22 protein-coding genes are annotated in these 21,668 nt (G+C 73.5%); 13 read left to right on the forward strand and 9 right to left on the reverse strand.

Annotated elements, in window-relative coordinates; all coding sequences use genetic code 11:
* Positions 1-37: 37 nt before the first annotated feature.
* Positions 38-1,000, reverse strand: a complete 963-nt coding sequence (locus ACFZA0_RS32940; protein WP_391023791.1) for a glycine betaine ABC transporter substrate-binding protein — start codon at positions 998-1,000, stop codon at positions 38-40.
* A 415-nt stretch (positions 1,001-1,415) separates the two neighbouring features.
* Here ACFZA0_RS32940 and ACFZA0_RS32945 point away from each other — a divergent pair, with 415 nt between their 5' ends.
* From ACFZA0_RS32945 to ACFZA0_RS32960, 4 genes are read left to right on the forward strand one after another with little or no spacing between them, the layout of a single operon-like run.
* Positions 1,416-4,250, forward strand: coding sequence for an ATP-binding protein (locus ACFZA0_RS32945; protein ID WP_391023793.1), 2,835 nt, complete (start codon positions 1,416-1,418; stop codon positions 4,248-4,250).
* On the forward strand, positions 4,247-4,723 hold the full coding sequence (locus ACFZA0_RS32950; RefSeq protein WP_391023795.1) for a roadblock/LC7 domain-containing protein: 477 nt from the start codon (positions 4,247-4,249) through the stop codon (positions 4,721-4,723). Before ACFZA0_RS32945 ends, ACFZA0_RS32950 begins: the two co-directional genes overlap by 4 nt.
* 32 nt (positions 4,724-4,755) lie before the next feature.
* A complete protein-coding gene (locus ACFZA0_RS32955; protein WP_391023797.1) occupies positions 4,756-5,190 on the forward strand; it encodes a DUF742 domain-containing protein in 435 nt (144 codons plus the stop codon).
* Positions 5,187-5,786, forward strand: a complete 600-nt coding sequence (locus tag ACFZA0_RS32960; RefSeq protein ID WP_391023798.1) for an ATP/GTP-binding protein — start codon at positions 5,187-5,189, stop codon at positions 5,784-5,786. The genes ACFZA0_RS32955 and ACFZA0_RS32960 overlap by 4 nt, the downstream gene beginning before the upstream one ends.
* Positions 5,787-5,882: 96 nt before the next feature.
* Here ACFZA0_RS32960 and ACFZA0_RS32965 read toward each other — a convergent pair whose 3' ends face one another.
* The 7 genes from ACFZA0_RS32965 to ACFZA0_RS32995 form a co-directional block, all read right to left on the reverse strand.
* Positions 5,883-6,551, reverse strand: coding sequence for an ABC transporter permease subunit (locus tag ACFZA0_RS32965; protein WP_391023800.1), 669 nt, complete (start codon positions 6,549-6,551; stop codon positions 5,883-5,885).
* Positions 6,548-7,267, reverse strand: coding sequence for an ABC transporter permease subunit (locus tag ACFZA0_RS32970; protein ID WP_391023802.1), 720 nt, complete (start codon positions 7,265-7,267; stop codon positions 6,548-6,550). Before ACFZA0_RS32970 ends, ACFZA0_RS32965 begins: the two co-directional genes overlap by 4 nt.
* Complete coding sequence (locus ACFZA0_RS32975) at positions 7,264-8,394, reverse strand: ATP-binding cassette domain-containing protein (RefSeq protein ID WP_391023804.1); 1,131 nt, start codon at positions 8,392-8,394, stop codon at positions 7,264-7,266. The genes ACFZA0_RS32970 and ACFZA0_RS32975 overlap by 4 nt, the downstream gene beginning before the upstream one ends.
* 263 nt (positions 8,395-8,657) lie before the next feature.
* Positions 8,658-9,065, reverse strand: a complete 408-nt coding sequence (gene msrB / locus ACFZA0_RS32980) for a peptide-methionine (R)-S-oxide reductase MsrB (RefSeq protein WP_391023806.1) — start codon at positions 9,063-9,065, stop codon at positions 8,658-8,660.
* A gap of 13 nt (positions 9,066-9,078) precedes the next feature.
* Positions 9,079-10,473, reverse strand: a complete 1,395-nt coding sequence (murC, locus tag ACFZA0_RS32985; RefSeq protein ID WP_391023808.1) for a UDP-N-acetylmuramate--L-alanine ligase — start codon at positions 10,471-10,473, stop codon at positions 9,079-9,081.
* A gap of 109 nt (positions 10,474-10,582) precedes the next feature.
* Positions 10,583-11,056, reverse strand: a complete 474-nt coding sequence (locus tag ACFZA0_RS32990; RefSeq protein WP_391023963.1) for an indole-3-glycerol phosphate synthase — start codon at positions 11,054-11,056, stop codon at positions 10,583-10,585.
* Between the two features lie 166 nt (positions 11,057-11,222).
* Entirely contained in the window at positions 11,223-12,095 is an 873-nt protein-coding gene (locus ACFZA0_RS32995; protein ID WP_391023810.1) for a dihydrofolate reductase family protein, read from the reverse strand.
* Positions 12,096-12,132: 37 nt separating this feature from the next.
* On the opposite strand from ACFZA0_RS32995, the gene zapE reads away from it, so the two are divergent.
* The 9 genes from zapE to ACFZA0_RS33040 all read left to right on the forward strand — a co-directional run bounded on the left by zapE (position 12,133) and on the right by ACFZA0_RS33040 (position 20,866).
* Entirely contained in the window at positions 12,133-13,242 is a 1,110-nt protein-coding gene (zapE, locus tag ACFZA0_RS33000; protein ID WP_391023812.1) for a cell division protein ZapE, read from the forward strand.
* A gap of 132 nt (positions 13,243-13,374) precedes the next feature.
* Positions 13,375-14,277, forward strand: coding sequence for a polysaccharide deacetylase family protein (locus ACFZA0_RS33005; protein ID WP_391023814.1), 903 nt, complete (start codon positions 13,375-13,377; stop codon positions 14,275-14,277).
* Positions 14,278-14,329: 52 nt separating this feature from the next.
* Complete coding sequence (locus ACFZA0_RS33010; protein ID WP_391023816.1) at positions 14,330-14,515, forward strand: hypothetical protein; 186 nt, start codon at positions 14,330-14,332, stop codon at positions 14,513-14,515.
* A gap of 59 nt (positions 14,516-14,574) precedes the next feature.
* Positions 14,575-15,324, forward strand: coding sequence for a peptidyl-tRNA hydrolase (locus tag ACFZA0_RS33015; RefSeq protein ID WP_391023818.1), 750 nt, complete (start codon positions 14,575-14,577; stop codon positions 15,322-15,324).
* 156 nt (positions 15,325-15,480) lie between these two features.
* Complete coding sequence (locus ACFZA0_RS33020) at positions 15,481-16,284, forward strand: DUF4142 domain-containing protein (RefSeq protein WP_391023820.1); 804 nt, start codon at positions 15,481-15,483, stop codon at positions 16,282-16,284.
* 132 nt (positions 16,285-16,416) lie between these two features.
* Positions 16,417-17,748 carry a DUF692 family multinuclear iron-containing protein gene (locus tag ACFZA0_RS33025; protein WP_391023822.1) on the forward strand — a complete coding sequence of 444 codons (1,332 nt, stop codon included), beginning with the start codon at positions 16,417-16,419 and terminating at the stop codon, positions 17,746-17,748.
* A 161-nt stretch (positions 17,749-17,909) separates the two neighbouring features.
* Complete coding sequence (locus tag ACFZA0_RS33030) at positions 17,910-18,863, forward strand: DUF4142 domain-containing protein (protein WP_391023823.1); 954 nt, start codon at positions 17,910-17,912, stop codon at positions 18,861-18,863.
* 115 nt (positions 18,864-18,978) lie between these two features.
* On the forward strand, positions 18,979-20,613 hold the full coding sequence (locus tag ACFZA0_RS33035) for an alpha/beta fold hydrolase (RefSeq protein WP_391023825.1): 1,635 nt from the start codon (positions 18,979-18,981) through the stop codon (positions 20,611-20,613).
* A gap of 49 nt (positions 20,614-20,662) precedes the next feature.
* Entirely contained in the window at positions 20,663-20,866 is a 204-nt protein-coding gene (locus ACFZA0_RS33040; RefSeq protein WP_391023827.1) for a hypothetical protein, read from the forward strand.
* Positions 20,867-20,917: 51 nt separating this feature from the next.
* Here the strand turns inward: ACFZA0_RS33040 and hemQ are convergent, their stop codons facing one another.
* Positions 20,918-21,664, reverse strand: a complete 747-nt coding sequence (hemQ, locus tag ACFZA0_RS33045) for a hydrogen peroxide-dependent heme synthase (protein WP_391023829.1) — start codon at positions 21,662-21,664, stop codon at positions 20,918-20,920.
* Positions 21,665-21,668 lie beyond the last annotated feature (4 nt).

Below are 21,668 nucleotides of genomic sequence, written 5' to 3' on the forward strand. Positions count from 1 at the left end.
GGTGGCGTCGTCGGCGGTGGTGTCCAAGGTGCTCCGGTCAGTTGAGCCCGGCGGACTTCAGCCAGGCCTTGGCGACGTCCAGCGGGTCCTTGTTGTCCGACTGGATCTGGGTGTCCAGGTCCAGCAGGGCTGCCGTGTCGAGCTTGGCCGAGACCGCGTTGAGCGCGGCGACGCCGTCCTTGGAGAGACCGGACTTGTACACCAGCGGCTGCACGTTCTCGAAGCCGAAGAGGTTCTTCGGGTCCTGGAGGACGACGAACTTCTCCTTGGAGATGGTCGGGTCCGTGGTGAAGATGTCCGCGGCCTGCACGGTGTTCTTCTTCAGGGCCGCCTCGGTGAGCGTGCCGCCCGCGTCGAGGGCCTTGAAGGACTTGAACTCCAGGCCGTACACGGACTTCAGGCCGACCAGGCCCTGCTGGCGGGTCTGGAACTCCGGCGAGGCGCCGATGACCAGGTCCTTCGCGATGTCCTTGAGGTCCGCGATGCTGGAGTCCGAGGTGAGGTTGTACTTCGCCGCGGTCGCCGCGTTGACGGTGACGGAGTCCTTGTCCTGCGCCGGCGCCGGGTCGAGCAGCGTCAGCTTGGGGTCGAGCTTCGCCTCGATGGCCGCGGTGGTGGCGGCCATCGTGGTGGGGGCGGCCTTGGCGTCGAGGTACGCGAGCAGGGCGCCGTTGTACTCGGGCAGCACCGTGATGGAGCCGTTCTTGAGCAGACCGTAGGTCGTCTCGCGGCTGCCGATGTTCGGCTTGTAGGTGACCTTGACACCCTTGGCCTTCAGGGCCTCGCCGTAGATGTCGGCGATGAGGATGCTCTCGGGGAAGTTGTTGGAGCCGACGACGACGGTGTCGCCGCTCGCCTTGGTGTCCGAAAGCGGGTCGTCGGACTTGTTGTCGGAGGACGACGAACACCCGCTGACGAGCGCCACCGTGGCGGCCAGCGCGACGGCTGCCACGCCGGAGTACCTCTTGCTTGACCTGCTGCTCTTGGCGGTAGGAGTCACAATTCCCGTTCCGGACTGAGAAGTTTGGTGGTGTGCCGCGCGAAGCACGGCACTCGTGTGCGCGGGGCTGAGGGACCCGTACCTAACTGATCCAATCCAGCCCGTTCACCGTGAGTCAAGAGCAGTCTGGTCACCGATTGGCTTCGATGTGGGGCCAGTTGTGCTCGAATCGCGACCGGAACGGCGCGGAAGGGAGGGTTCCTTGTAACGGATTCTTGATGTGTGGACACGTGATCGATCATCCGAAAAGGCTGTAGTCTCCGAACCGTTGACGTCGGTCACAGGTTTCACAGGGGTCACTTTCGTGCCACCTGTCACCACCTCTGGTGTCGTTGCGCACCCGTCCGAGTCGGTCCGGTCAGAAGCGGTCACGTGAGTCTTCGCGCACCGTGCGGCACCCCACGAAGGAGGCCAGGTGTCCACGAACGAGGTGGGCGCGCCCACCCAGCCGGCCCCGCCGTCCCCCGGTGGCATACGCGGGTTCGCCGACCGGTGGCCCTTCAGGCGCAAGCTGAACATCCTCGTCGGTGTCCCCCTCACCGTCATCTCCGTCCTCCTCGTCTACCTGATCGCCGATCAGGTCGGGCAGGCGCGTGACGCGGCGGACGCGGCGGGACTCGTCCGGGACAGCGCCTCCGTGGCCACCCTCGTGGACCGCGTCGAGGCCGAGCACCAGCAGGCCATCCTGCTGTCGGTGCGGTACGAGGCGGCGGCCGGCGGCGGGAAGCCCTCGCTGAAGGGCTACCGCGCGGCGCAGACCGCGGTGGACAAGCAGGTGGAGAAGGTGCGCGACACCTTCGGCGACCGGCTCCCCGACACCGAGGCCCAGGCCCTGCGCGAGGTCAGCGGCCTCAGCAGCCTGCGCAGCACCATCGAGCAGAGCTATCTGCCCGCCGACAACATCGACCCGGCCTACATCAGCGCCACGCAGGGCCTGATCGACGGTCTCGGCCTCGACCACAACCCGTCGTTCGCCGCCACCTACACCGGCAACCTGCTCGACTCGCTGTTGCGCGCCGACGCCGCGCACAGCTCCTTCGAGACCACCGTCTTCTCGGCGACGACCGGTGACACCAACGCCCTCATCGAGTTCACGACCGCGGTCGGCGCGTACGAGCTGTACACCGACCAGGCCGACCGCTTCGGCCGGTTCGCCACCGAGGAGCAGACCGACGAGCTCGGCGGCATCGAGCACGGCAAGGCGCAGTCGACCATCGCCCAGCAGTACGCGGAGCTCCAGGTCGACCCGAGCGGTCTGCAGGCCACGTCGCCCGCGCAGCTCCAGCACGCGATCAACACGGCGCTGGCCGCCTACCCCGACTACCGGGCGCAGTCCGGCACCCGGCTGAAGATCACCGCGTCGCTGATCGGGCAGATCGCCGACCGCGCCGACGGGTCCTCCGACGACGCGTGGTGGCGGGCCGGCTGGCTGCTCGCCGGCGCGCTGCTCGGCTTCGTCGTCTGGCTGGCCTTCTCGGTGGCGGTGCGCCGTTCCGTGGTGCGGCCGGTGCAGACGCTGACCGGTGCGGCCCGGCAGGTCGCCGACGTCGCCGGGCGCGAACTGGCCCGGGTCGCCGACGACGACGCGGAGGACGCGGGCCCGCCGCGGCTGCGCGAGGTGCCGGTCGTCGTGCGCGACGAGATCGGCGAACTCGCCGAGGCGTTCAACCACGTGCAGTCCACGGCCGCGGCCCTGCTGGAGCGCCAGGTGCTCAGCCGCCGCAACACCGCCGAGATGTTCGGCAACGTCGGACGCCGGGTCAGCAACCTGACGACCCGTCAACTCGGCCTGATCGACGCCGTGGAGCGCGGCGAGACCGACCCCGCGATCCTGGAACGCCTCTACGGCATCGACCACATCGCGGTGCGTCTGCGTCGCAACGCCGACTCCCTGATGCTGCTGGCCGGCATCCGCGAGACGGTGCTGGACTCCGGTCCGACCGCGCTGACCAACGTGGTGCGCGCCGCGCTCGGCCAGATCGAGGGCTACCAGCGGGTGCGGCTGCACACCGGCACCGACGTCATGGTGCAGCCCGACATCATCGGCGACCTGACCCTGATGGTGGCCGAACTCCTGGAGAACGCGGTCGCGTTCTCGCCCGTGGGCAGTTCCGTCGAGGTGAACGTCCGCTCCGGCGGCGGGGGCGCGCTGATCTCGGTCGCCGACCACGGCCTGGGCATGAGCGACGAGCGCATCGCCGAGGAGAACGCCCGGCTGATCCGCCGCGAGCGGCTCGACCTGGTGCCGACGAAGGTGCTCGGCCTGTTCGTGGTGGGCACCCTGGCCCGCCGCTGGGACATCACGGTCACCCTCTCCCGCACCCCCGGCGGCGGCGTGACCGCGCAGGTCGAGCTGCCCACGTCGCTGCTGCTGACCATGCGGCCGCTGAACGAGGCGGCGACCGGCGTGCCCCGGCAGCGTCCGGCGGCCCCGGCCGTCGAGGCACCGGCCGCCCCCGCGCTGTCCGGCCCGCTGCCCGCCGCCTCGGTGCAGGGCGACTCCGGACACGGCCGCACCGAACCCCCGGGGTACGTGCCCGGCCCCGACGAGTTCCCCGCGCACCTCCCCCGCCGCGTCCCGCGCCGCGAGACTCCCGCGGCGCAGCCGCCCGCCACCGGGGCGCCCGCCGCGGAGACGGCACCGGAGCGGTTCGAGTCCGCCGCGACTCCCCCCGCGGCGGCGGCCGGAGACGGCCCGTACACCCGGCGCCGGGACACGGGCGGCGAGACGGAACCGGGAGGCCACGACGGCCACCACCGCGCCGACGGCACTCCCCCGGCCACCGGCCCCGCGCCCTTCATCCCCCGCGCGCGCGACGGCGCCCCGGCCGACCCGCACCCGGCCGACCCCTACCGCCCCGACCCGTACCGCTCCGCGCAGCGGCCCGCCGACGCCCAACGGCCCGGTATCGGCGCCGCGTTCGGCACCCGCCCGGCCGACGGGGCGCCCGCCCCACGCGGCCAGCAGCCCCCCGCCGCCCCGCTCCCCGGCGCGGGCGACGACGGCGAGCGCCCGCTGCGCCGCCGGGTGCGCGGTGCCACGCTGCGCACCCCCCTGGACGGCGCCCAGCAGACGGCCCGGCAGGCGCCGAGGCTCGCCGACGCGGACGCCGTCCGCGACTCGCTGGAGGAGTTCGAGGCGGCCGTGGCCCGCGCCAACCGCGACAGCACCACACCCGGGGCGGGCGCCCCGCGGACATCCCCCGACCAGCAAACCCAGCACGACCTCCCGAAAGGAGTGGAGCAGTGAGTACGTCGACAGGTGACACTCCGACGGGAGGCGTTCCGCCGACCGATCTGCGGGCCGCCGCAGCCGACTTCACCTGGCTGCTCAACCGGTTCGCGACCGAGACGGCGGGTGTCGTCGACGCCATCGCCGTGTCCTCCGACGGGCTGCTGATCGCCGTGTCGCAGTTGCGCGAGCACGCCGACTCCGAGCGGCTGGCAGCCATCGTCTCCGGCATCACGAGCCTCGCGAACGGCGCCTCCGGCAACTACGGTCTGGGCGGCCTCAACAAGGTCATCATCGACCTGGAGGGCGGCCACGTCCTGGTCTCCGCGATCGGCAGCGGCGCCGTGCTCGGCGTGGTCGCCGACAAGGAGGCCAAGCTCGGCAACATCGCCTACGAGATGACGCTGTTCGCCAACCGGGCGGGCGCGGCACTCAGCCCGCAACTGGTACTCGAACTCAAGAACAGCGTCGGAGCCCCGTCCAGAGGTTGACCGGTCCCCACCCGGTCGAGGAGGAAACGCCCATGGCTGACGGCCGCCCCCCGCGGCGTGCAGGCGAGGACGGCCTTCCCGGCCACGAACCGGGTGGACCCGTCCCGGCCGTACGGCCGTTCCTGGTCACCGCGGGCCGCGTCGCGGGCACCGAGGCCGACCGGACGGTCCCGGTCGAGACCCAGGTGGTCGCGACCGCCTCGGGACTCGACGTGCTCGACCGGCTGTCCTTCGAGGAGCACGACATCGTCGCCGCCTGCCGGCAGCCGCAGTCCATCGCGGAGATCGCGGCCCGGCTGCGGCTGCATCTCAACGTGGTGCGCGTCCTCGCCGAGGACCTGCGCGACAGCGGGCTGCTCTCGGTGCACGTGCCCGATTCCGGCGTCACGCACGACGCCTCCGTTCTGCGACGGCTTATCGATGGCCTGCGCGCCATCCCCGACTCCCGAGGAGGGGTTACTCCGTGACACCGACCGAGCCGGTCGCCCGCGGCACCGCCGCGCGGGCCACCGTACGACCGCCGCTGCCGGTCAAGATGGTGATCGCGGGCGGTTTCGGCGTGGGCAAGACCACCGCCGTCGGTTCGATCTCCGAGATCGAGCCGCTGACCACCGAGGCGGCGATCACCGAGGTCGCGGCCGGCGTGGACGACCTCAGCCTGACCCCCCGCAAGACCACGACCACCGTCGCGATGGACTTCGGCTGCATCACCATCGACCCGACGCTGAAGCTGTACCTGTTCGGCACGCCCGGCCAGGAGCGGTTCGGGTTCATGTGGGACGACATCGTGGAGGGCGCGGTCGGCGGTCTCGTCATCGTCGACACCCGGCGCCTGGACGACTGCTACGCGGCCGTCGACTACTTCGAGCACCGGCAGATCCCGTTCGCGGTGGCCCTGAACGCCTTCGACGGCGAGGTGGGGCACTCCCTGGACGAGGTCCGCTGGGCGCTGGACGTCTCCGACCGGGTGCCGGTCATCGTCTTCGACGCGCGCGAGCGCGGTTCGGTGCGCGACGCGCTGCTGGTCGTCCTGGAGCAGGCGCTGGCCCGCAGCGGCGGCTGAACCACCGCACACGTGCCAACGGGCGGTGTGCGTCCGGCAGTTGATCAACTGCCGGACGCACACCGCCCGTTGGCGTGGGCCGTGCGGTCGCGGTGCTCAGGCGCTCCGGCGCACCCCGGGCGACACCGCGACGCGGTTGATCGCCCAGAACAGCGCGAGGGTCACCAGGGCCATGACGGCGACCAGCGTGGCGCCGCCCACGACCTTCTCGTAGTTGCGCTGGTAGAGGCCGTCGACGATGTACCGTCCGACGCCGCCGAGGCTGACGTACGCCGCGATGGTGGCCGTCGAGACGATCTGCACGGCGGCCGACCGCAGGCCGCTGAGGATCAGCGGGAGCGCGACGGGCAGTTCGACCTGGAAGAGGATGCTCGACTCCTCCATGCCCATCCCCCGGGCCGCGTCCACCGGCGACGGGTCGACGGAGCGCATCGCCTCGTACGTCGTCACCAGGATCGGCGGGACGGCGAGGACGACCAGCGGGATCATGACGGGCAGCAGGCCCAGGCCCAGCAGCACGAACATCAGGACCAGCAGGCCGAAGCTGGGCAGCGCGCGGGCCGCGGTGGCGATCAGCGCGAGGACGTTGCCGCCGCGTCCGGTGTGGCCGGTGACGAGACCCACCGGGAGGCCGATGGCGGCGGCGATCGCGAGGGCGAGCAGCGAGTACCACACGTGCTCGAACAGGCGGTGCGGGATGCCGTCGTAGCCGTGCCAGTGACCGCTGTCGCTGAAGAAGGCGTTGACGAAGTGCAGTACGTTCACCGGGCTGCGTCCTCCAGTGCGAGGGCGGCCGGTTCGGGCCGCTCTTCGGCGACGGGGCGGTCGGCCCTGCGGGTGCCGCCGCGGGGCATCCAGGGCGTCAGCAGGACGCGCGCCAGGACCAGCAGGGCGTCCACGACGATGGCGAGAACGGCCGTGGTGACCACGGAGTTCAGCGCGAGCACCGGCCGGTGGTAGAACATCGAGTCCGTCAGCAGGTTGCCGAGCGCGCCCTGGTTGCCGATCAGCGCGCCGACGCTGACGAGGCTGATGCTGGAGACGGTCGCGACCCGGAGCCCGGCGAAGATCGCGGGCACGGCGATCGGCAACTGCACCTGCGCGTACCGGCGTACGGGGCCGAAGCCCATGGCGGTCGCGGCGGCCAGGGTCTCCTGCGGCACCGAGCGGACGCCGTCGACGATGGCCGGGACCAGCACGACCAGGCTGTAGACGGCGAGCGGGATCATCACGGTGGTCTCGCTCTGCCCGGTGTAGTCGATCAGCACGACGAAGAACGCCAGCGAGGGGATCGCGTACAGCACCGTCGTCACACCGAGCACCGGCGGGTACAACCACCGGAAGCGCACGCACAGTTGGGCGATCGGCAGCGCGACGACCAGGCCGATCAGGACCGGTATCAGCGCCTCGCGCAGATGCAGGCCGATCAGACCGACGTAGCTGTTCTGCAGATCGCTCGGGATGTCGAAGAAGCCGTTCATCCGGCGACCTTGTCGTCGGCGCGCCCCTCGGCGTGGGCGGCGCGGATGGCCTCGCCGATGCTCTGCTGGGAGACCACGCCGGCCACCCGGCCCGCGCCGTCCACGGCGACGGCCCAGCCGGTGGGCGAGAGCACGGATCCGTCGAGGGCGGCCCGCAGCGGCTCCCGCGGGTACTCGAACGGCCGCCCGCAGGACAGCAGTCGGGCGGGGTCGATGCTCCCGGCGGTGAGGCTGCCCGCCTCGCCCCAGCCGAGCGGCCTGCCGTCGAGCCCCGTGACGAGCAGGTACGGAACGTCGGGCTCGGTGCGCGCGGCGATCTGCTCGGCCGTGGAGTCGAGCGCCACGATCGGCCCGGTGCGCAGGTCGAGTTGCTCGGAGGTGAAGAACGACAGGCGGCGGATGCCCCGGTCGGCGCCGAGGAAGTCCTCGACGAACGCGTCGGCGGGGTCGGAGAGCAGCTCCGCGGGCGGCGCGAACTGCGCGAGCTTCCCGCCGGTGCGCATCACCGCGACCATGGTGCCGAGCTTCACGGCCTCGTCGATGTCGTGGGTGACGAAGACGATGGTCTTGCCCAGTTCGTCCTGGATGCGCAGGAGTTCGTCCTGGAGCCCCTTGCGGACGACGGGGTCGACGGCCGAGAACGGCTCGTCCATGAGCAGCACGGGCGGGTCGGCCGCGAGCGCGCGGGCCACGCCGACGCGCTGCTGCTGGCCGCCGGAGAGCTGGTAGGGGTAGCGCTTGGCGAGGGAGGAGTCGAGGCCGACCCGCTCCATCAGCTCGTGGGCCCGGGAGCGCGCGCGCTCCTTGCCCCAGCCGAGCATGCGCGGCACGGTCGCGATGTTGTCGACGATGGTGCGGTGCTGGAAGAGACCGGCGTTCTGGATGACGTAACCCATCGACCGGCGCAGGGTGTTGACCGACTGCTTGCGGATGTCGGCGCCGTCGAGGCTGATCGTGCCCTCGGTGAGGTCGACCATCCGGTTGATCATGCGCAGGGTCGTCGTCTTCCCGCAGCCCGACGGTCCGACCAGGACGGTGATCGAGCGGTCCGGTATCTCCAGCGACAGGCGGTCGACCGCCACCGTGCCGTCCGGGTACCGCTTGGTGACTGAATCTATCCGTATCAAAACGCCGAATACCCTTCGGGTCTGGCAGGAACTTGCCCACTTTCGGCCACGGTCGCGCAGACCGTTGCGTGGAGAGTCTAGACCGCTCCTGTTTCCAAAACCTGTACCAGGTACGCCCGATGGGACGGCCCGCCCGCCGGAGCCGTTCAACAGGGCCGAATCCGGGCATGGTTGGGTGTCGTCGCAGGTCACGGAAGACGCCGCGGGCCCCGCACGCAGTGTGCGGGGCCCGCGGTGAGATGTGCGGAGGTGACCGTTTCGGGTCAGTTCCCGGTCGGCTCCAGCCGGAGCGAGATCGAGTTGATGCAGTACCGCTGGTCGGTCGGGGTCGCGTACCCCTCGCCCTCGAAGACGTGCCCGAGGTGCGAGCCGCAGCGCGAGCAGCGCACCTCGGTGCGCACCATGCCGTGCGAGCGGTCCTGGATCAGTTCCACCGCGTCCGTGTCCTTCGGGTCGTAGAAGGACGGCCAGCCGCAGTGCGACTCGAACTTCGTGTCCGACGTGAACAGCTCCGCGCCGCAGGCACGACAGGAGTAGACACCCGTGGTCTTCGTGTCGGTGTACTCACCGACGAAGGCGGGCTCCGTCCCGGCCTGGCGCAGCACCGTGTACTCCGCCGGAGACAGCTCCGCGCGCCACTGCTCGTCCGGCTTCTCGACGTCGTACGACATGCGCCTCAGCCCCTTACTTCGAGAGATGGTCCAGGATCAGCGGGCCGAGGTCGGTGACGTCGCCCGCTCCCATGGTGAGAACGAGATCACCGGCCCTCGCCATTCCCGCCACCACGGACGGCACGTCGGCCTTGTCGTGGACCGGTGTCACGTCGGCCCCGGCGGCGCGCGCCGCCTCGACGATCAGGGCGCTGGTGACCCCCGGCAGCGGGTCCTCGCGGGCCGGGTAGATCTCCAGGACCAGGGAGGCGTCCGCGAGGGCGAGCGCCTGGCCCATCTCCTTGCCCAGCTCCTGGGTGCGGGAGAACAGGTGCGGCTGGAAGACGACGAGGATGCGGGAACCGTCCGCGACGGCGGCCCGCATCGCCTCCAGGTCGGCCGTCATCTCGGTGGGGTGGTGCGCGTACGAGTCGATCACCTGGACGCCGGCCGCCTCGCCCTTGAGCTGGAGGCGGCGCTTGACCCCCGTGTAGGCGGCGAGCGCGCCGGCCAGCTCGGCGGCGGGCACCCCGAGCGCCGCGCCGGCCGCGAGCGCGGCGACCGCGTTGTGCGCGTAGTGCCGGCCGGGCACGGAGACGGTGAAGGTCAGCTCGGTGCCGTCGAGCAGCACGGTGACCTCGCTGCGCAGGCCCTGCGCGACAACGGACAGCACGCGCACGTCGGCGTCCGGCGACTCGCCGTAGGTGACCGTGCGCACGCCGCCGCCGGCCAGCCGGCGGGTCAGCTCGCGCGCGCCCTCGTGGTCGGCGGAGATCACCAGCGTGCCGCCGGGCACGATCCGCCCGGCGAACGTCTCGAAGGACTCGTAGATCTCGTCCATCGACGCGTAGTTCGCGTGGTGGTCCAGCTCCACGTTGAGGACGATCGCGACCTCGGGGGCGTACTTGTGGAAGCTGCGGTCCGACTCGTCGGCCTCGGCGACGAAGATCTCGCCCTCGCCGTGCAGCGCGTTCGAGCCGGGGGCGTCCAGGTCGCCGCCGATCGCGTACGAGGGGTGCAGGCCGAGCGCGCCGAGCGCGACGGCGAGCATCGACGTGGTGGTCGTCTTGCCGTGCGTGCCGGCGACGGCGATCGGCCGCAGGCCGGTCATCAGCGCGGCCAGCGCGTCGGAGCGGTGGACCACCGGGACGCCCAGCTCGGCGGCGCGGGCGAGCTCGGGGTTGTCGGCGCGGATCGCGGAGGAGACGACGACGCAGCTCGCGTCGTCGGCGAGGTGGTCGGCCGCGTGCCCGATGTGCACGGTGGCGCCCAGCTCCCGCAGCGCGTCGGCGGTCGGGGACTCCTTGGCGTCGCTGCCGGCCACCTTCGCGCCGCGCTGCGCGAGGATCTTGGCGATGCCCGACATCCCGGCGCCGCCGATGCCGATGAAGTGCGGTCGGTCCATGGCGGTAGGAAGGCCGGGTGCCATGCGCGTTTCTCCCCAGGTGGTACGTGCGACGTGTGCCGACGTGCGGTGGTGACGTGTACTGACGTGCGGTGACGGGTGCGGCGCCCCGCGTGCGGGGCGCCGCCTCACCCTATGCCTTGCTGTGCGAGAACAGCTTCAGCACCGGGACGCCGACCTTGTGGCGGGCCCGGGAGGCCCAGTCGCGGTGGAAGAACTCCTCGACGTAGTGCGGGTCGGTCAGCACGATCACCTCGTCGGCCTTGATCTCCTCGACGACGCCCTTGAGCGCGTCCAGCGGGTGGTCCTCGACGAGTCTGCCCTCGGCCTCGCTGCCGGAGGCCCGCAGCGCGCGCAGCGACACGTCGAGCGCCTGGGCCGCCGGCGCCTCCGCCGCGTCGCCCTCGGGGGTCTCGCCCTCGCGGGCCGCCTCGTCCAGCTCGCCGAGCGCGACGTCGTCGATGGCGCGCAGCAGCCGGTCCGCCTGGTCGCCGCGCGGCTGGAGCAGCACGTGGAAGGAGACCTGCTCGTCCCCGTGCAAGGTCGTGACGAACTCCACGTCGGCGGACGTCAGGGCCTTCTCGATCATCAGTACGCTTGTGAACACCACGCGCCCCTTCTCCTTGGAGAGCCCGCGGCCCTCTCTGCACCGAGGGCCGGCCGTTTCGGGCGGCCCTGCGGAAACCATCCTGCCCCGTGATCGCACGGGTTCTGCGTCATTCAGTGTGCCCGTAGGGCAACAAACGGAACGGTTGACTCCGGTGGGGTCCGTTTCAGGGCCGCCGGTAACGGGAGAACAGGAAGCCGTCCTCCTCCAGCAGCGACGCCAGCACGAACCGCCGGGGAACCTCGACCGGGGGGCCGCCCGCGATCCGCTGCGCGTTCCCGGCCGTCAGCATCGGCGAGAGCGTCAGGCACAGTTCGTCGAGCACGTCGGCCGCCACGAACTGGCCGAGCAGGCGCGGTCCGCCCTCGGTGAGCAGCCGGGTGTGCCCGAGTGCCACCAGCTCGCGGACCGCCCGCGCCGGGTCGACGGCCAGCCCCTCGCCCGCCACGACCACGCGGGCACCCGCCTTCTCCGCCGCCTCCACGCGGTCCCGCGGCGCACCGGCGCCGGTCAGGACCACTGTCTGCGTCAGCGGCGCGGTGAACAGCGGCAGCGAGAAGTCCAGGCCGAGCCCCGCGGTGACGACCGCGATCGCCGGAGCGGGCCCCTGACCGGCCGCGGCACGCGCGGCGGCGAAGTCCTCCCGTGCGCGGGCCGGCCGGTAGCCCTCCTGGCGTACCGTTTCGGCACCGACGACCACGGCGTCCGCGAGCGCCCGCAGGGTGCCGAAGATCCGCATGTCGGAGGCGCAGGAGATGCCCTGCGACCGGCCGTCGTGCTGGGCCGCCCCGTCGAGGGTGCTCACCATGTTGGCCCGCAACCATTGCTTCCGCGCGCCGGACCCGGTGGCCGGATAGGCGTACGCGGCGGCCAGCTCGGCGAGGCTCCACCCGCCGTCCGGACCGGACGCCCGCGCGCCGGGGACCGGCTGTCCGACCGCCGCGGGGCCCCCTCGCGGGGCGGCGTCCCCGCCGTCGCCGGCCGGTCCCCGGAGGTCCGGGGACTGAGTCTCGTCGGTCACAGGGAACAGGCGTCGCATGCCGTGCAGTCTGGCACGCCGCCTAACATGTCTCTCCGTGTCGTCCTCCCCCGCAGCCCCCGGCCTCCGTCCCACCGCCGACGCGGCTCCCCTGTCCCTGTGCGCCCGTGAACCGCGCGTTCCCGCGGACCGGCTGGTCGCCGAGATGGTGCCGCCGCCGCGCTTCGACGCCGTCCGCTTCTCGACGTACGTGCCGGACCCCAAGCAGCCCAGCCAGACCGAGGCGGTACGGGTCCTCGAAGGGTTCGCGGCCGGTCTGACCGGCGGCGCGTCCGACGCCGGCTCCGGACGGCGCGGCCTGTTCGGGCTCGGGCGGAGCCGGGCCCCGAAGACCCCCGCCGGTCCGCGCGGGGTCTACCTCGACGGCGGCTACGGCGTCGGCAAGACCCACCTGCTGGCGTCGCTGTGGCACGCGACCCCGGCCGCCCCGGAACTCAAGGCGTTCGGCACCTTCGTCGAACTCACCAACCTGGTGGGCGCGTTGGGCTTTCAGCAGACCGTGGCGACGCTCTCCGGCCACCGGCTGCTGTGCATCGACGAGTTCGAGCTGGACGACCCCGGCGACACCGTGCTCGTCTCCTCGCTGCTGGCCCGCCTGGTCGAGGCCGGCGTCGCCCTCGCCGCGACCTCCAACACGCTGCCGGGCAAGCTCGGCGAGGGCCGCTTCGCCTCCGCCGACTTCCTGCGCGAGATCCAGGGGCTGTCCGCCCACTTCCGCTCGCTGCGCATCGACGGCGACGACTACCGCCACCGCGGGCTGCCCGAGGCGCCCGAGCCGTTCACCGACGAGCAGGTCACGCGCGCGGCGCACGCCACCGCGGGCGCCTCCCTCGACGCCTTCCCCGCGCTGCTCGACCACCTCGCGCGCGTGCACCCGAGCCGGTACGGGGCGCTCACCGAGGATCTCCGCCTGGTGTGCCTCACCGACGTGCGGCCGGTCCCCGACCAGTCGACGGCCCTGCGCCTCGTCGTGCTCGCCGACCGGCTCTACGACCGCGAGGTTCCCGTCCTCGCCTCGGGCCTGCCCTTCGACAAGCTGTTCAGCGACGAGATGCTGAACGGCGGCTACCGCAAGAAGTACCTGCGCGCGATATCCCGCCTGACCGCCCTCGCCCGGGACGCGAAGGGGCTCGCCGAGGGGCGGTAGGCCGCCCGGGGGTGGGGCCGCCCGGGGGTGGGGCCGCCCGGGGCCGCGACGGCGACTCCGGGCGGGTGACGCGGCGGCCACGCCGACCCCGCGAAGTCAGAAAACCCGACAAACGGTCCCTACGTTCGTACGGTGATCACTTCCGTACGCCGTATCACCGCAGCCACCGCCGCCGTCTGCGCCCTGGGCGCCGCTCTCACCGCCTGCGGCACCGCCGCCAAGGCCCCCGCGGCTCCCCGCCCGGCCCCCTCGGCGCCCTCCCCCGCCGCCTCCCGGCCGCCCACCCTCGCGCCCGGTCCCGCGGGGCTGACCCCCGTCTTCAAGAACGGCCCCCGCACCGGCGCCAAGACGGTCGCGCTCACCTTCGACGCCGACATGACCGCCGACGAGGGCAACCGCGCGGCGGCCGGCGAGCGCTTCGACAACCCGGAGCTCATCAACACCCTGCGCGGCCTGAAGGTGCCGGCGACCGTCTTCATGACCGGGCGGTGGGCCGACGAGTACCCGGCCGAGGCCCGCGCCATCGGCCGCGACCCGCAGTTCGAGATCGCCAACCACTCGTACAGCCACTACGCCTTCACCGGCGACTGCTACGGCCTGCCGACCGTCTCCGACGACCGGATGCGCTCGGACGTGGAGCGCGCGTACACCGCCTTCCGCAAGGCGGGCGTCCCGCACCCGATGCCGTACTTCCGCTTCCCCGGCGGCTGTTACGACCAGAAGTCGCTGCGCGCGCTGGCCCCGGCCGGCGTCACGGCGGTGCAGTGGGACGTGGTGAGCGGCGACGCCTTCGCGACCGACTCCGACGCGGTGACACGGCAGGTGCTCGACGGGGTGCGGCCCGGCTCCGTCGTCGTCATGCACTGCACGCGCAGCGCGGCCCCCGCGACCGAGCGCGCGGTGCGCGAGGTGGTGCCCCGGCTGCGCGCCGAGGGCTACCGGTTCGTGAAGGTGTCCGAGCTGATCGGGGCGAGCGCGAAGGCGGGCGCGGGGGCCGCCGCCCGGGGCGGCGCCGCGGCGCACACCGCGCGCTGACGGCCGGCCGGACGCCCTCGGTCCGTCCGGCGGGACGTCCTACGCTGGGGCCATGAGCGACGACGACCGTCAGACGGCCGGGGCCGGGCCCGCGGCGCCCGCCCCGGAGCCCGCACCGCAGTACGCGGAGTGCGTGCTGTGCCGGAGGCCGACCGAGTACCCGCCGTCGCAGCGGGGCGTCACCCTGTGCCCGGTCTGCGCATGGCGGGAGGCGGAGCGCTCGGCCTGCTCGGGCTGAAGCCGCCGCTCACGGACGCGGGCGGAGGACCGGACTCCCCGCCTGGCAGACTGGACGCCGTGAGCAGCGAAGAGACGACCGGCGCCGAGAACCGCACCGGGGATGCCGCCGGGGACAGCCCCTTCCGTACCGAACGCACCGCCCGCGACGAGGCACCGCAGTTCGTGCTGCCGCTGGTCGTGCGGATCGAGCGGGCCGAGCCGCCCGCCCGTACGGACGCGCTGGAGACCGCCGCCCGCGCGGTCCTCCTGCTGCTGAGCGACGACCGCGCCCTCGGCGACGGCGAGTGGGCGCGCGCGGTCAGCGACTGGCAGGACGCCCGCATCCGCAAGGTGGTGCGCCGGGCGCGCGGCGCCGAGTGGCGGCGGGCCGGCGAACTGCCCGGCATCACGGTCACCGGCAAGGCGGCCGAGGTGCGGGTCTTCCCGCCGGTGCCGCTGGACGGCTGGCCCAGGGAACTCGCCAAGCTCCAGGTCTCCGGCACCGACCTCGACGACCCCGAACCGCCCGCGGGTGTCGACCCCGGCACCGCGGTGCTCTGGTTCAACCCGGACCTCGCCATGTCGGCCGGCAAGGCGATGGCCCAGGCGGGTCACGGCGCCCAACTCGCCTGGTGGGCGCTGTCGGACGCGGACCGCGACGCCTGGCGCGACGCCGGCTTCCCGCTCGCCGTGCGGACCGCCGACCCGGCGCGGTGGGCCGAACTGACCGCCAGTGGGCTGCCGTTGGTGCGCGACGCGGGCTTCACCGAGATCGCGCCGGGCTCCAGCACCGTCGTCGCCGACCACCCGGCGCTGACGCGGCACTGAGCACCGGGCGGCGCACGGCAACCAAGTCCCCCCGCGCCGCACGGCTTTGCCTTTCCTTGCCCTCCCCTTGAACATCCCGGGCCTCCCCCGCGTACACCTCTGCGCCGGCCCCGTGCCGGCCCGCCCACGACCGGCCGCACTCCCCGGGAGGCACCCTTGCGGCGTACTGGACGCACGCGCGGCACGGCCCTTTTCGTCGCCGTCCTCGCGGCCACCCTCGGCGCGCTCGCCTTTCCCGTGTGGTCGTACGCCGACCGCTCGGGCACCGGCCCCGCGAACCTCGCCGCCGGGACGGTGAGCACCCGGTGGGGGCCGCTGTCCGCCGCCGACCGGGACCTGATCGTCCGGGTGCGGCTGGCGGGGCTGTGGGAACTGCCCGCCGGGCAGCAGGCGGTCGAACGGGCACCCACCCGCGCGGTGAAGGAGGCGGGCGACCACCTGATCGTCGGCCACACCGACCTCGACAAGCGGGTCCGGATCGTCGCGGCGCAGCTCAACGTCGAGCTGCCGAACCAGCCGAACGAACAGCAGCAGGGCTGGCTGCAGGAACTGACGGCGGCGAGCGGCGCGGAGTACGAGTTCAAGTTCGCGAACCTGCTCCGGGCCGCGCACGGCAAGATCTTCCCGGCGATCGGCGCCGTCCGCAACAGCACCCGCAACTCCCTTGTCCGGCAACTGGCTTCGGACGCCAACCAGACCGTCCTCGACCACATCACGGTGCTGGAGAGGACCGGTGCGGTCGACTTCGACGCCATCGCCCGCGACACCGCGATGGCGTCGACGGCGAGCCCGACCGGGCCGCCCGCTCCGGTGCCCGGCAGCACCGCGCCGTCCGCACCGGCCGCCGGGCCCGGCGGTGACGTCCGCGCGACCTCCCGGCCGGTGCCGGGCGAGCCGGGCACCGTGGACACGGGCCGCCCGGAGCCGGTCGACCCCGGCGATCCGGCCGACGCCGGATAGCCGAGGCGGCTCTCCCCGCCCGGCGAGAACCTCAAATGTTGCTCTGAAGCGGGGGCGCGGACGGTTCGCGCACCGGCCGCCGGGTCATATCCCCGGCACGCGGGGCCACTTGAAGCGCGGGGGGCGGACACCATGAGGCGACTGGGGACGGGGATCGGCTGGCGGCCGGAGATCGCCGACGCGGTGGAGCGCATGCCGGGCGTCGAGTGGGTGGAGGCGGTCGCGGAGAACCTGTGTCCCGGCCACCTCCCCGACTCCCTGGTGCGGCTGCGCGGGCGCGGGACGACCGTGGTACCGCACGGCGTCTCGCTGGGCCTCGGCGGTGCCGCCCGCCCGGACGCCGGACGCCTCGCCGCGCTCGCCGAGTGCGCGCTCGCCCTCGGGTCGCCGCTCGCCACCGAGCACATCGCGTTCGTCCGCGCGGGCGGCCCCGGCACGCCCTCGGCGCCGCTGGAGGCCGGGCACCTGCTGCCGGTGCCGCGCACCCGGGACGCGCTCGCCGTGCTGTGCGAGAACGTCCGGATCGCCCAGGACTCCCTGCCCGTGCCGCTCGCCGTGGAGAACATCGCGGCCCTCTTCGCCTGGCCCGACGAGGAGTTGACGGAAGGGCAGTTCCTCTACGAACTCGCCGACCGGACCGGGGTGCGGCTGCTCGTCGACGTGGCGAACCTGCACACCAATTACGTCAACTGCGGCGAGGACCCGGCCCGCGCCCTGTCGGAACTGCCCCTCGAAGCCATCGCCTACGTCCACGTGGCGGGCGGGTTCGAGCGCGACGGGGTGTGGCACGACAGCCACGCCCACCCGGTGCCCCGGCCCGTCCTGGACATCCTCACCGACCTCGCCTCCCGCGTCAGCCCGCCCGGCGTCCTGCTGGAGCGCGACGACAACTTCCCCGAACCCGGGCTGCTGGAGGGCGAGTTGCGGTCCATCGGGGCCGCGCTGGCACGGGGGCACGCACGGTCCGGGAGCATGGCGCCCGCCCCGGCGGCGGACGGCGCCCCGGCCCCCGCGCGGGAACCGGCACCGGCCCTGCCGGCGGACACCGGGACCGCCCGCGCCCACGTCGCCCTCGCCCAGACCGCACTGCTCGCGGCGCTGGTCACCGGGGCGCCCGCGCCCGACGGTTTCGACCGGAGCAGGCTGAACGTCCAGGTACGCGCGCTGGCGGCGAAGCGGGCGGACATCGTCGCCAAGGTGGCCCCCGAACTCCCGCTGATCCTGGGCGACTTGTACCGGTCCACCTTCCTCTGCTACGCGGGCACGAACCCGCTGTCCGGCGGCCACCGGCGCGACGCCCTGGACTTCGCCGCGCACCTGCTGCGCGGCGAGTTCCCCGAGGACGAGGAGACCCGGCGGGCACTGCACGAGTGGTGGCTGGAGCGCTCGGGCCCCGTCCCGCACTCGCGGCGCCCCACGGTCCGTATCGCCCGCGCCGCCCGCCGGATACTGCTGCGCGGCTGACCTCGGCGGACGCCGCCGCGCGAGCCGCTCCCTCCCGCCCCGGCCGCCGCCCGCGTCCCGCCGGCCCCACCCGGGCGTGTAACGATTGGCTCACGGCGCACAGTACGATGCCGTCGCCGCACCACGAACTCCCCTGATGCGGCGCCGTGTTGGGAGGCACCATGCGTCGTAGTCGGCCCGCCCCCGCCCGTCGGGGCCCGTTCACCGGCACCGGCCTCCTCGTGCTCGCGCTGACCGCGACACTGGCGGCCCTGCTCTACCCGGTCTGGTCGTACACCCAGCGCCCGGCCGTCGCCGCCGCGTCCACCGGCACGGCGAGCGCGCAGAACGCGCAGAACCCGCAAGGTCCGCGGAGTCCGCGGGGCGCGCCCTCGGCGAAGGCGTCCGCGCAGGTGCCGACCAGGTTCGGACCGCTGTCCGCGCTGGACCGGACGTTCCTCGACGCCGTGCGCACGGCCGCCCTCTGGGAGCTGCCCGCCGGACGGCAGGCGGAGTCGAAGGGCACCACGGCCTCCGTCCGCACGGCCGGGCAGCACGTGGTGTCGGGGCACACCTTCCTGGGCCGCCGGGTCACCGACGTCGACGCCCGGCTCGGCCTGACCCCGCCGGCCGCCCCGGACGCGGAACAGAAGGGGTGGCTGAAGGAACTGGGCACGGCCACCGGCAAGGACTACGACCGCGCGTTCGCGAACATCCTGCGGCTGGCCGACGGCAGGATCCTGCCCGTCGTCGCCGAGGTCCGGGCCGGCACCGCCAACTCGCTGGTGCGCGCCCTCGCCGACGACGCCGAGGTCACCGTCCTGGACCACATCCGGGTCCTGGAGGCCACCGGGGACGTCGACTTCGCCGCCCTGGCCCGCGGGCTCGGCGACGCCGGCACGTCCGTCCCGGCCGCCTCCCCGGCCCCGTCCGGCAGCCCGGGGGCCGCGCCCGGTTCCGCCCGCTCCTCCGCCGCCCCGCGGCCCGCGACCACGTACTCGCTGCCGCCGGCCGCCTCCAGCCCCCGCCCGAGGGGCACCGCCGGGGGCGGCGACACCTCGCAGCGGCAGGCGGGCGACCGCACGACGGCGACGGGTGACACCGGCGCCGCCGAGAACGCGGCGCTGAACCGGTAGCCCACAGGGGGCGTACCGGGGCGCGGGTGCCGACACCGGGCGAACGGTGCTTGCCTTCGCCAACAGCCGCGCGAAACATCCCTTTTGCCGCATCCGCGACACGAAGGGACACGCGATGAGAGCCGCGACGAGAACGGCCGCCCTCCGCTCGGCAGCCGGATCACTGCTGCTGACCACCCTCGCCGCGGGACCGGCCGACGGCGCCCCGCTCGTGCCGGACACCCCGGCCGCGTACACCGCCGCCCGCGCCTCCTCGCCGGACGCCGCCGCGGACCGCGGCACGGCGGTCGCCGCCGCCCGCGCGGCCGCCGCCGGGATCCGGTTCGGGGCGTGCGCGGACGGCCAGGACATGCCGGGGTCCCTGCGGTGCGGGACCGTCACCGTGCCGCTCGACTACGCCCACCCCGACGGCACGCGGATCAGGCTCACCGTCAGCCGGGTCCGGGCCACCCAGCGCGACCCGCGCAACAGCAAGCACCGGGTGCCCCGCCAGGGCGCGCTGGTCTACAACCCGGGCGGCCCCGGCGCCTCCGGCATGTACTTCCCGCTGGCCGGCCTGCTCCCCGAGTGGAAGCGCCTCGGCGCGGCGTACGACCTGGTCGGCTACGCGCCGCGCGGCGTGGGGCGTTCGGCACCGCTGTCGTGCGAGGACCCGAAGCGGTTCTACAAGGGTCCGCGCGAGGCGCCGGCGCACCCCTCCGAGGCGTACAAGCGGGAGCGGATCGCGGCGGCGAAGGCGTACGCGCGCGGCTGCGCCGAACGCGCGGGCCGGGCACTGCGGTTCTACAACTCCCTGAACAACGCCCGCGACCTGGACGTCCTGCGCGCCGCGCTCGGCGAGCGCGGGCTCACGTTCATGGGCGCCTCGTACGGCACGTACTTCGGCGCGGTGTACGCGACGCTGTTCCCCTCGCACGTGCGCCGGATGGTCCTCGACTCGGCGGTGGACCCGGACCCGGAGCAGATCTGGTACCGCGGCAACCTGCGCCAGTCGGCCGCGTTCGAGAGCCGCTGGGCGGACTTCCGGGACTGGGTCGCCGCGCACGACGACGTGTACGGGCTCGGCCGCACCGGGCGGGACGTGCAGCGCTCGTACGACACGGCGCGGGCCCGGCTCGCCGCGAAGCCGGCCGGCGGCACGGTCGGCCCCGGCCAGTTGCAGGGCGCGTTCCTGGACGCCGGGTACTTCGACGACGTGTGGGCGGCCCGCGCGCAGGCGCTCTCCGCGTACCTCCGGGGCGACCCGGCGGAACTCGTGCAGCAGGCGGGCCCGCACCAGGAGGCCGCCGCCGAGGCGGAGAACGCGAAGGCGGTCTACACGGCCGTCGAGTGCAACGACGCCCCGTGGCCCACGGACTGGAAGGTGTGGGACCGCGACAACACCCGCCTCGCGCGCGTGGCCCCCTTCGAGACGTGGGACAACGCGTGGACGAACCTCCCGTGCGCGTACTGGCCCGCGCCCCGGCAGCGGCCGCTCGACGTGCGCACCGCGCCCGGCGAACTGCCGCCGACGCTGGTGCTGGCCGCCGAACGCGACGCGGCGACTCCGTACGAGGGGGCGCTGGAGACGCAGCGCAGACTGGCGGGCGCGTCGCTGGTGACGGAACGGGACGCGGGCACGCACGGTGTCGCGGGCGGACCCAACCGCTGCGTCAACGCGTACGTGGACGCGTACCTGCTGGAGGGGCGGACGCCGGGACGGCACGCGTCCTGCGCCCCGCACCGGGAGCCGGAACCGTACCGGCCGTAGCGGCGGGGGGCGGGCGCGGCGGCCCGCGGCCTCTGGAAGACTCGCCCCCATGGACACCGCAAAGCTCGAACTCGCAGCCCAGCGCTACCGCGAGGCCGAAGCGGCCTTCGCCGCCGCCCGGGACGACCTCCAGGTGGAGACCGCCGCCTTCCTCGGCCGGACCGGGCAGCCGGAGGCCTTCGCCGAGGCGGCCGGGATCACCGGCTGGACGGAGGCGGACCTGCGGCGGATCGCCGCGCAGTCGCCCGCCTGACCGGCTCCCGGAGTCGTCGCGGGAGCCGGTGCGCGGGCGGCCGACGGGCCGTCAGGCCAGGCCGGCGACCAGTTCGGCGACGTCCTTGCGGCGGCCCGTGTAGAAGGGGACCTCCTCGCGGACGTGCATCCGGGCCTCGGAGGCACGCAGGTGGCGCATGAGGTCGACGATGCGGTACAGCTCGTCGGCCTCGAACGCGAGGATCCACTCGTAGTCGCCCAGCGAGAACGAGGCGACCGTGTTCGCACGCACGTCCGGGTAGCCGCGGGCCATCTTGCCGTGGTCGGCGAGCATGCGGCGCCGGTCCTCGTCGGGCAGCAGGTACCAGTCGTACGAGCGCACGAACGGGTAGACGCTGACGTAGTTGCGGGGCGTCTCGTCGGCGAGGAACGCCGGGATGTGCGAGCGGTTGAACTCGGCGGGGCGGTGCAGCGCCATGTTCGACCAGACCGGGTCGAGGGCGCGGCCCAGCCTGGTGCGGCGGAACAGGTTGTACGCGTCCTGGAGCTGGTCCGCGGTCTCCGCGTGCCACCAGATCATGAGGTCGGCGTCGGCGCGCAGTCCGGAGACGTCGTACGTGCCGCGCACGGTCACGTCCTTGGCGGCGAGCTGGTCGAAGAGCTCCTGGACCTCGTCGGCGTACCCCGCGCGGTCCTCGGGGAGCGCGTCCTTCAGCCGGAAGACGGACCACAGGGTGTAGCGGATGACCTCGTTGAGGTCCTTGGCCTTCTTGCCCTTGTTCGGAACGCGGTCGGTGCCCGTTGCCGGGGTGCCCGTGGAGGGGGAGTCGTCACTCATGGGC

The sequence above is a fragment of the Streptomyces sp. NPDC008150 genome (assembly GCF_042956945.1).
In the GTDB taxonomy this organism is placed as follows: domain Bacteria; phylum Actinomycetota; class Actinomycetes; order Streptomycetales; family Streptomycetaceae; genus Streptomyces.

Coding starts and splice junctions, on each gene's coding strand:
- ACFZA0_RS33040 (WP_391023827.1), top strand. CDS start 20,663: ATGGACACCGCAAAGCTCGAACTCGCAGCCCAGCGCTACCGCGAGGCC.
- ACFZA0_RS32970 (WP_391023802.1), bottom strand. CDS start 7,267: ATGAACGGCTTCTTCGACATCCCGAGCGATCTGCAGAACAGCTACGTC.
- ACFZA0_RS32995 (WP_391023810.1), bottom strand. CDS start 12,095: ATGCGACGCCTGTTCCCTGTGACCGACGAGACTCAGTCCCCGGACCTC.
- murC (WP_391023808.1), bottom strand. CDS start 10,473: ATGGCACCCGGCCTTCCTACCGCCATGGACCGACCGCACTTCATCGGC.
- ACFZA0_RS33010 (WP_391023816.1), top strand. CDS start 14,330: ATGAGCGACGACGACCGTCAGACGGCCGGGGCCGGGCCCGCGGCGCCC.
- ACFZA0_RS33035 (WP_391023825.1), top strand. CDS start 18,979: ATGAGAGCCGCGACGAGAACGGCCGCCCTCCGCTCGGCAGCCGGATCA.
- ACFZA0_RS33030 (WP_391023823.1), top strand. CDS start 17,910: ATGCGTCGTAGTCGGCCCGCCCCCGCCCGTCGGGGCCCGTTCACCGGC.
- hemQ (WP_391023829.1), bottom strand. CDS start 21,664: ATGAGTGACGACTCCCCCTCCACGGGCACCCCGGCAACGGGCACCGAC.
- msrB (WP_391023806.1), bottom strand. CDS start 9,065: ATGTCGTACGACGTCGAGAAGCCGGACGAGCAGTGGCGCGCGGAGCTG.
- ACFZA0_RS32955 (WP_391023797.1), top strand. CDS start 4,756: ATGGCTGACGGCCGCCCCCCGCGGCGTGCAGGCGAGGACGGCCTTCCC.
- ACFZA0_RS33025 (WP_391023822.1), top strand. CDS start 16,417: ATGAGGCGACTGGGGACGGGGATCGGCTGGCGGCCGGAGATCGCCGAC.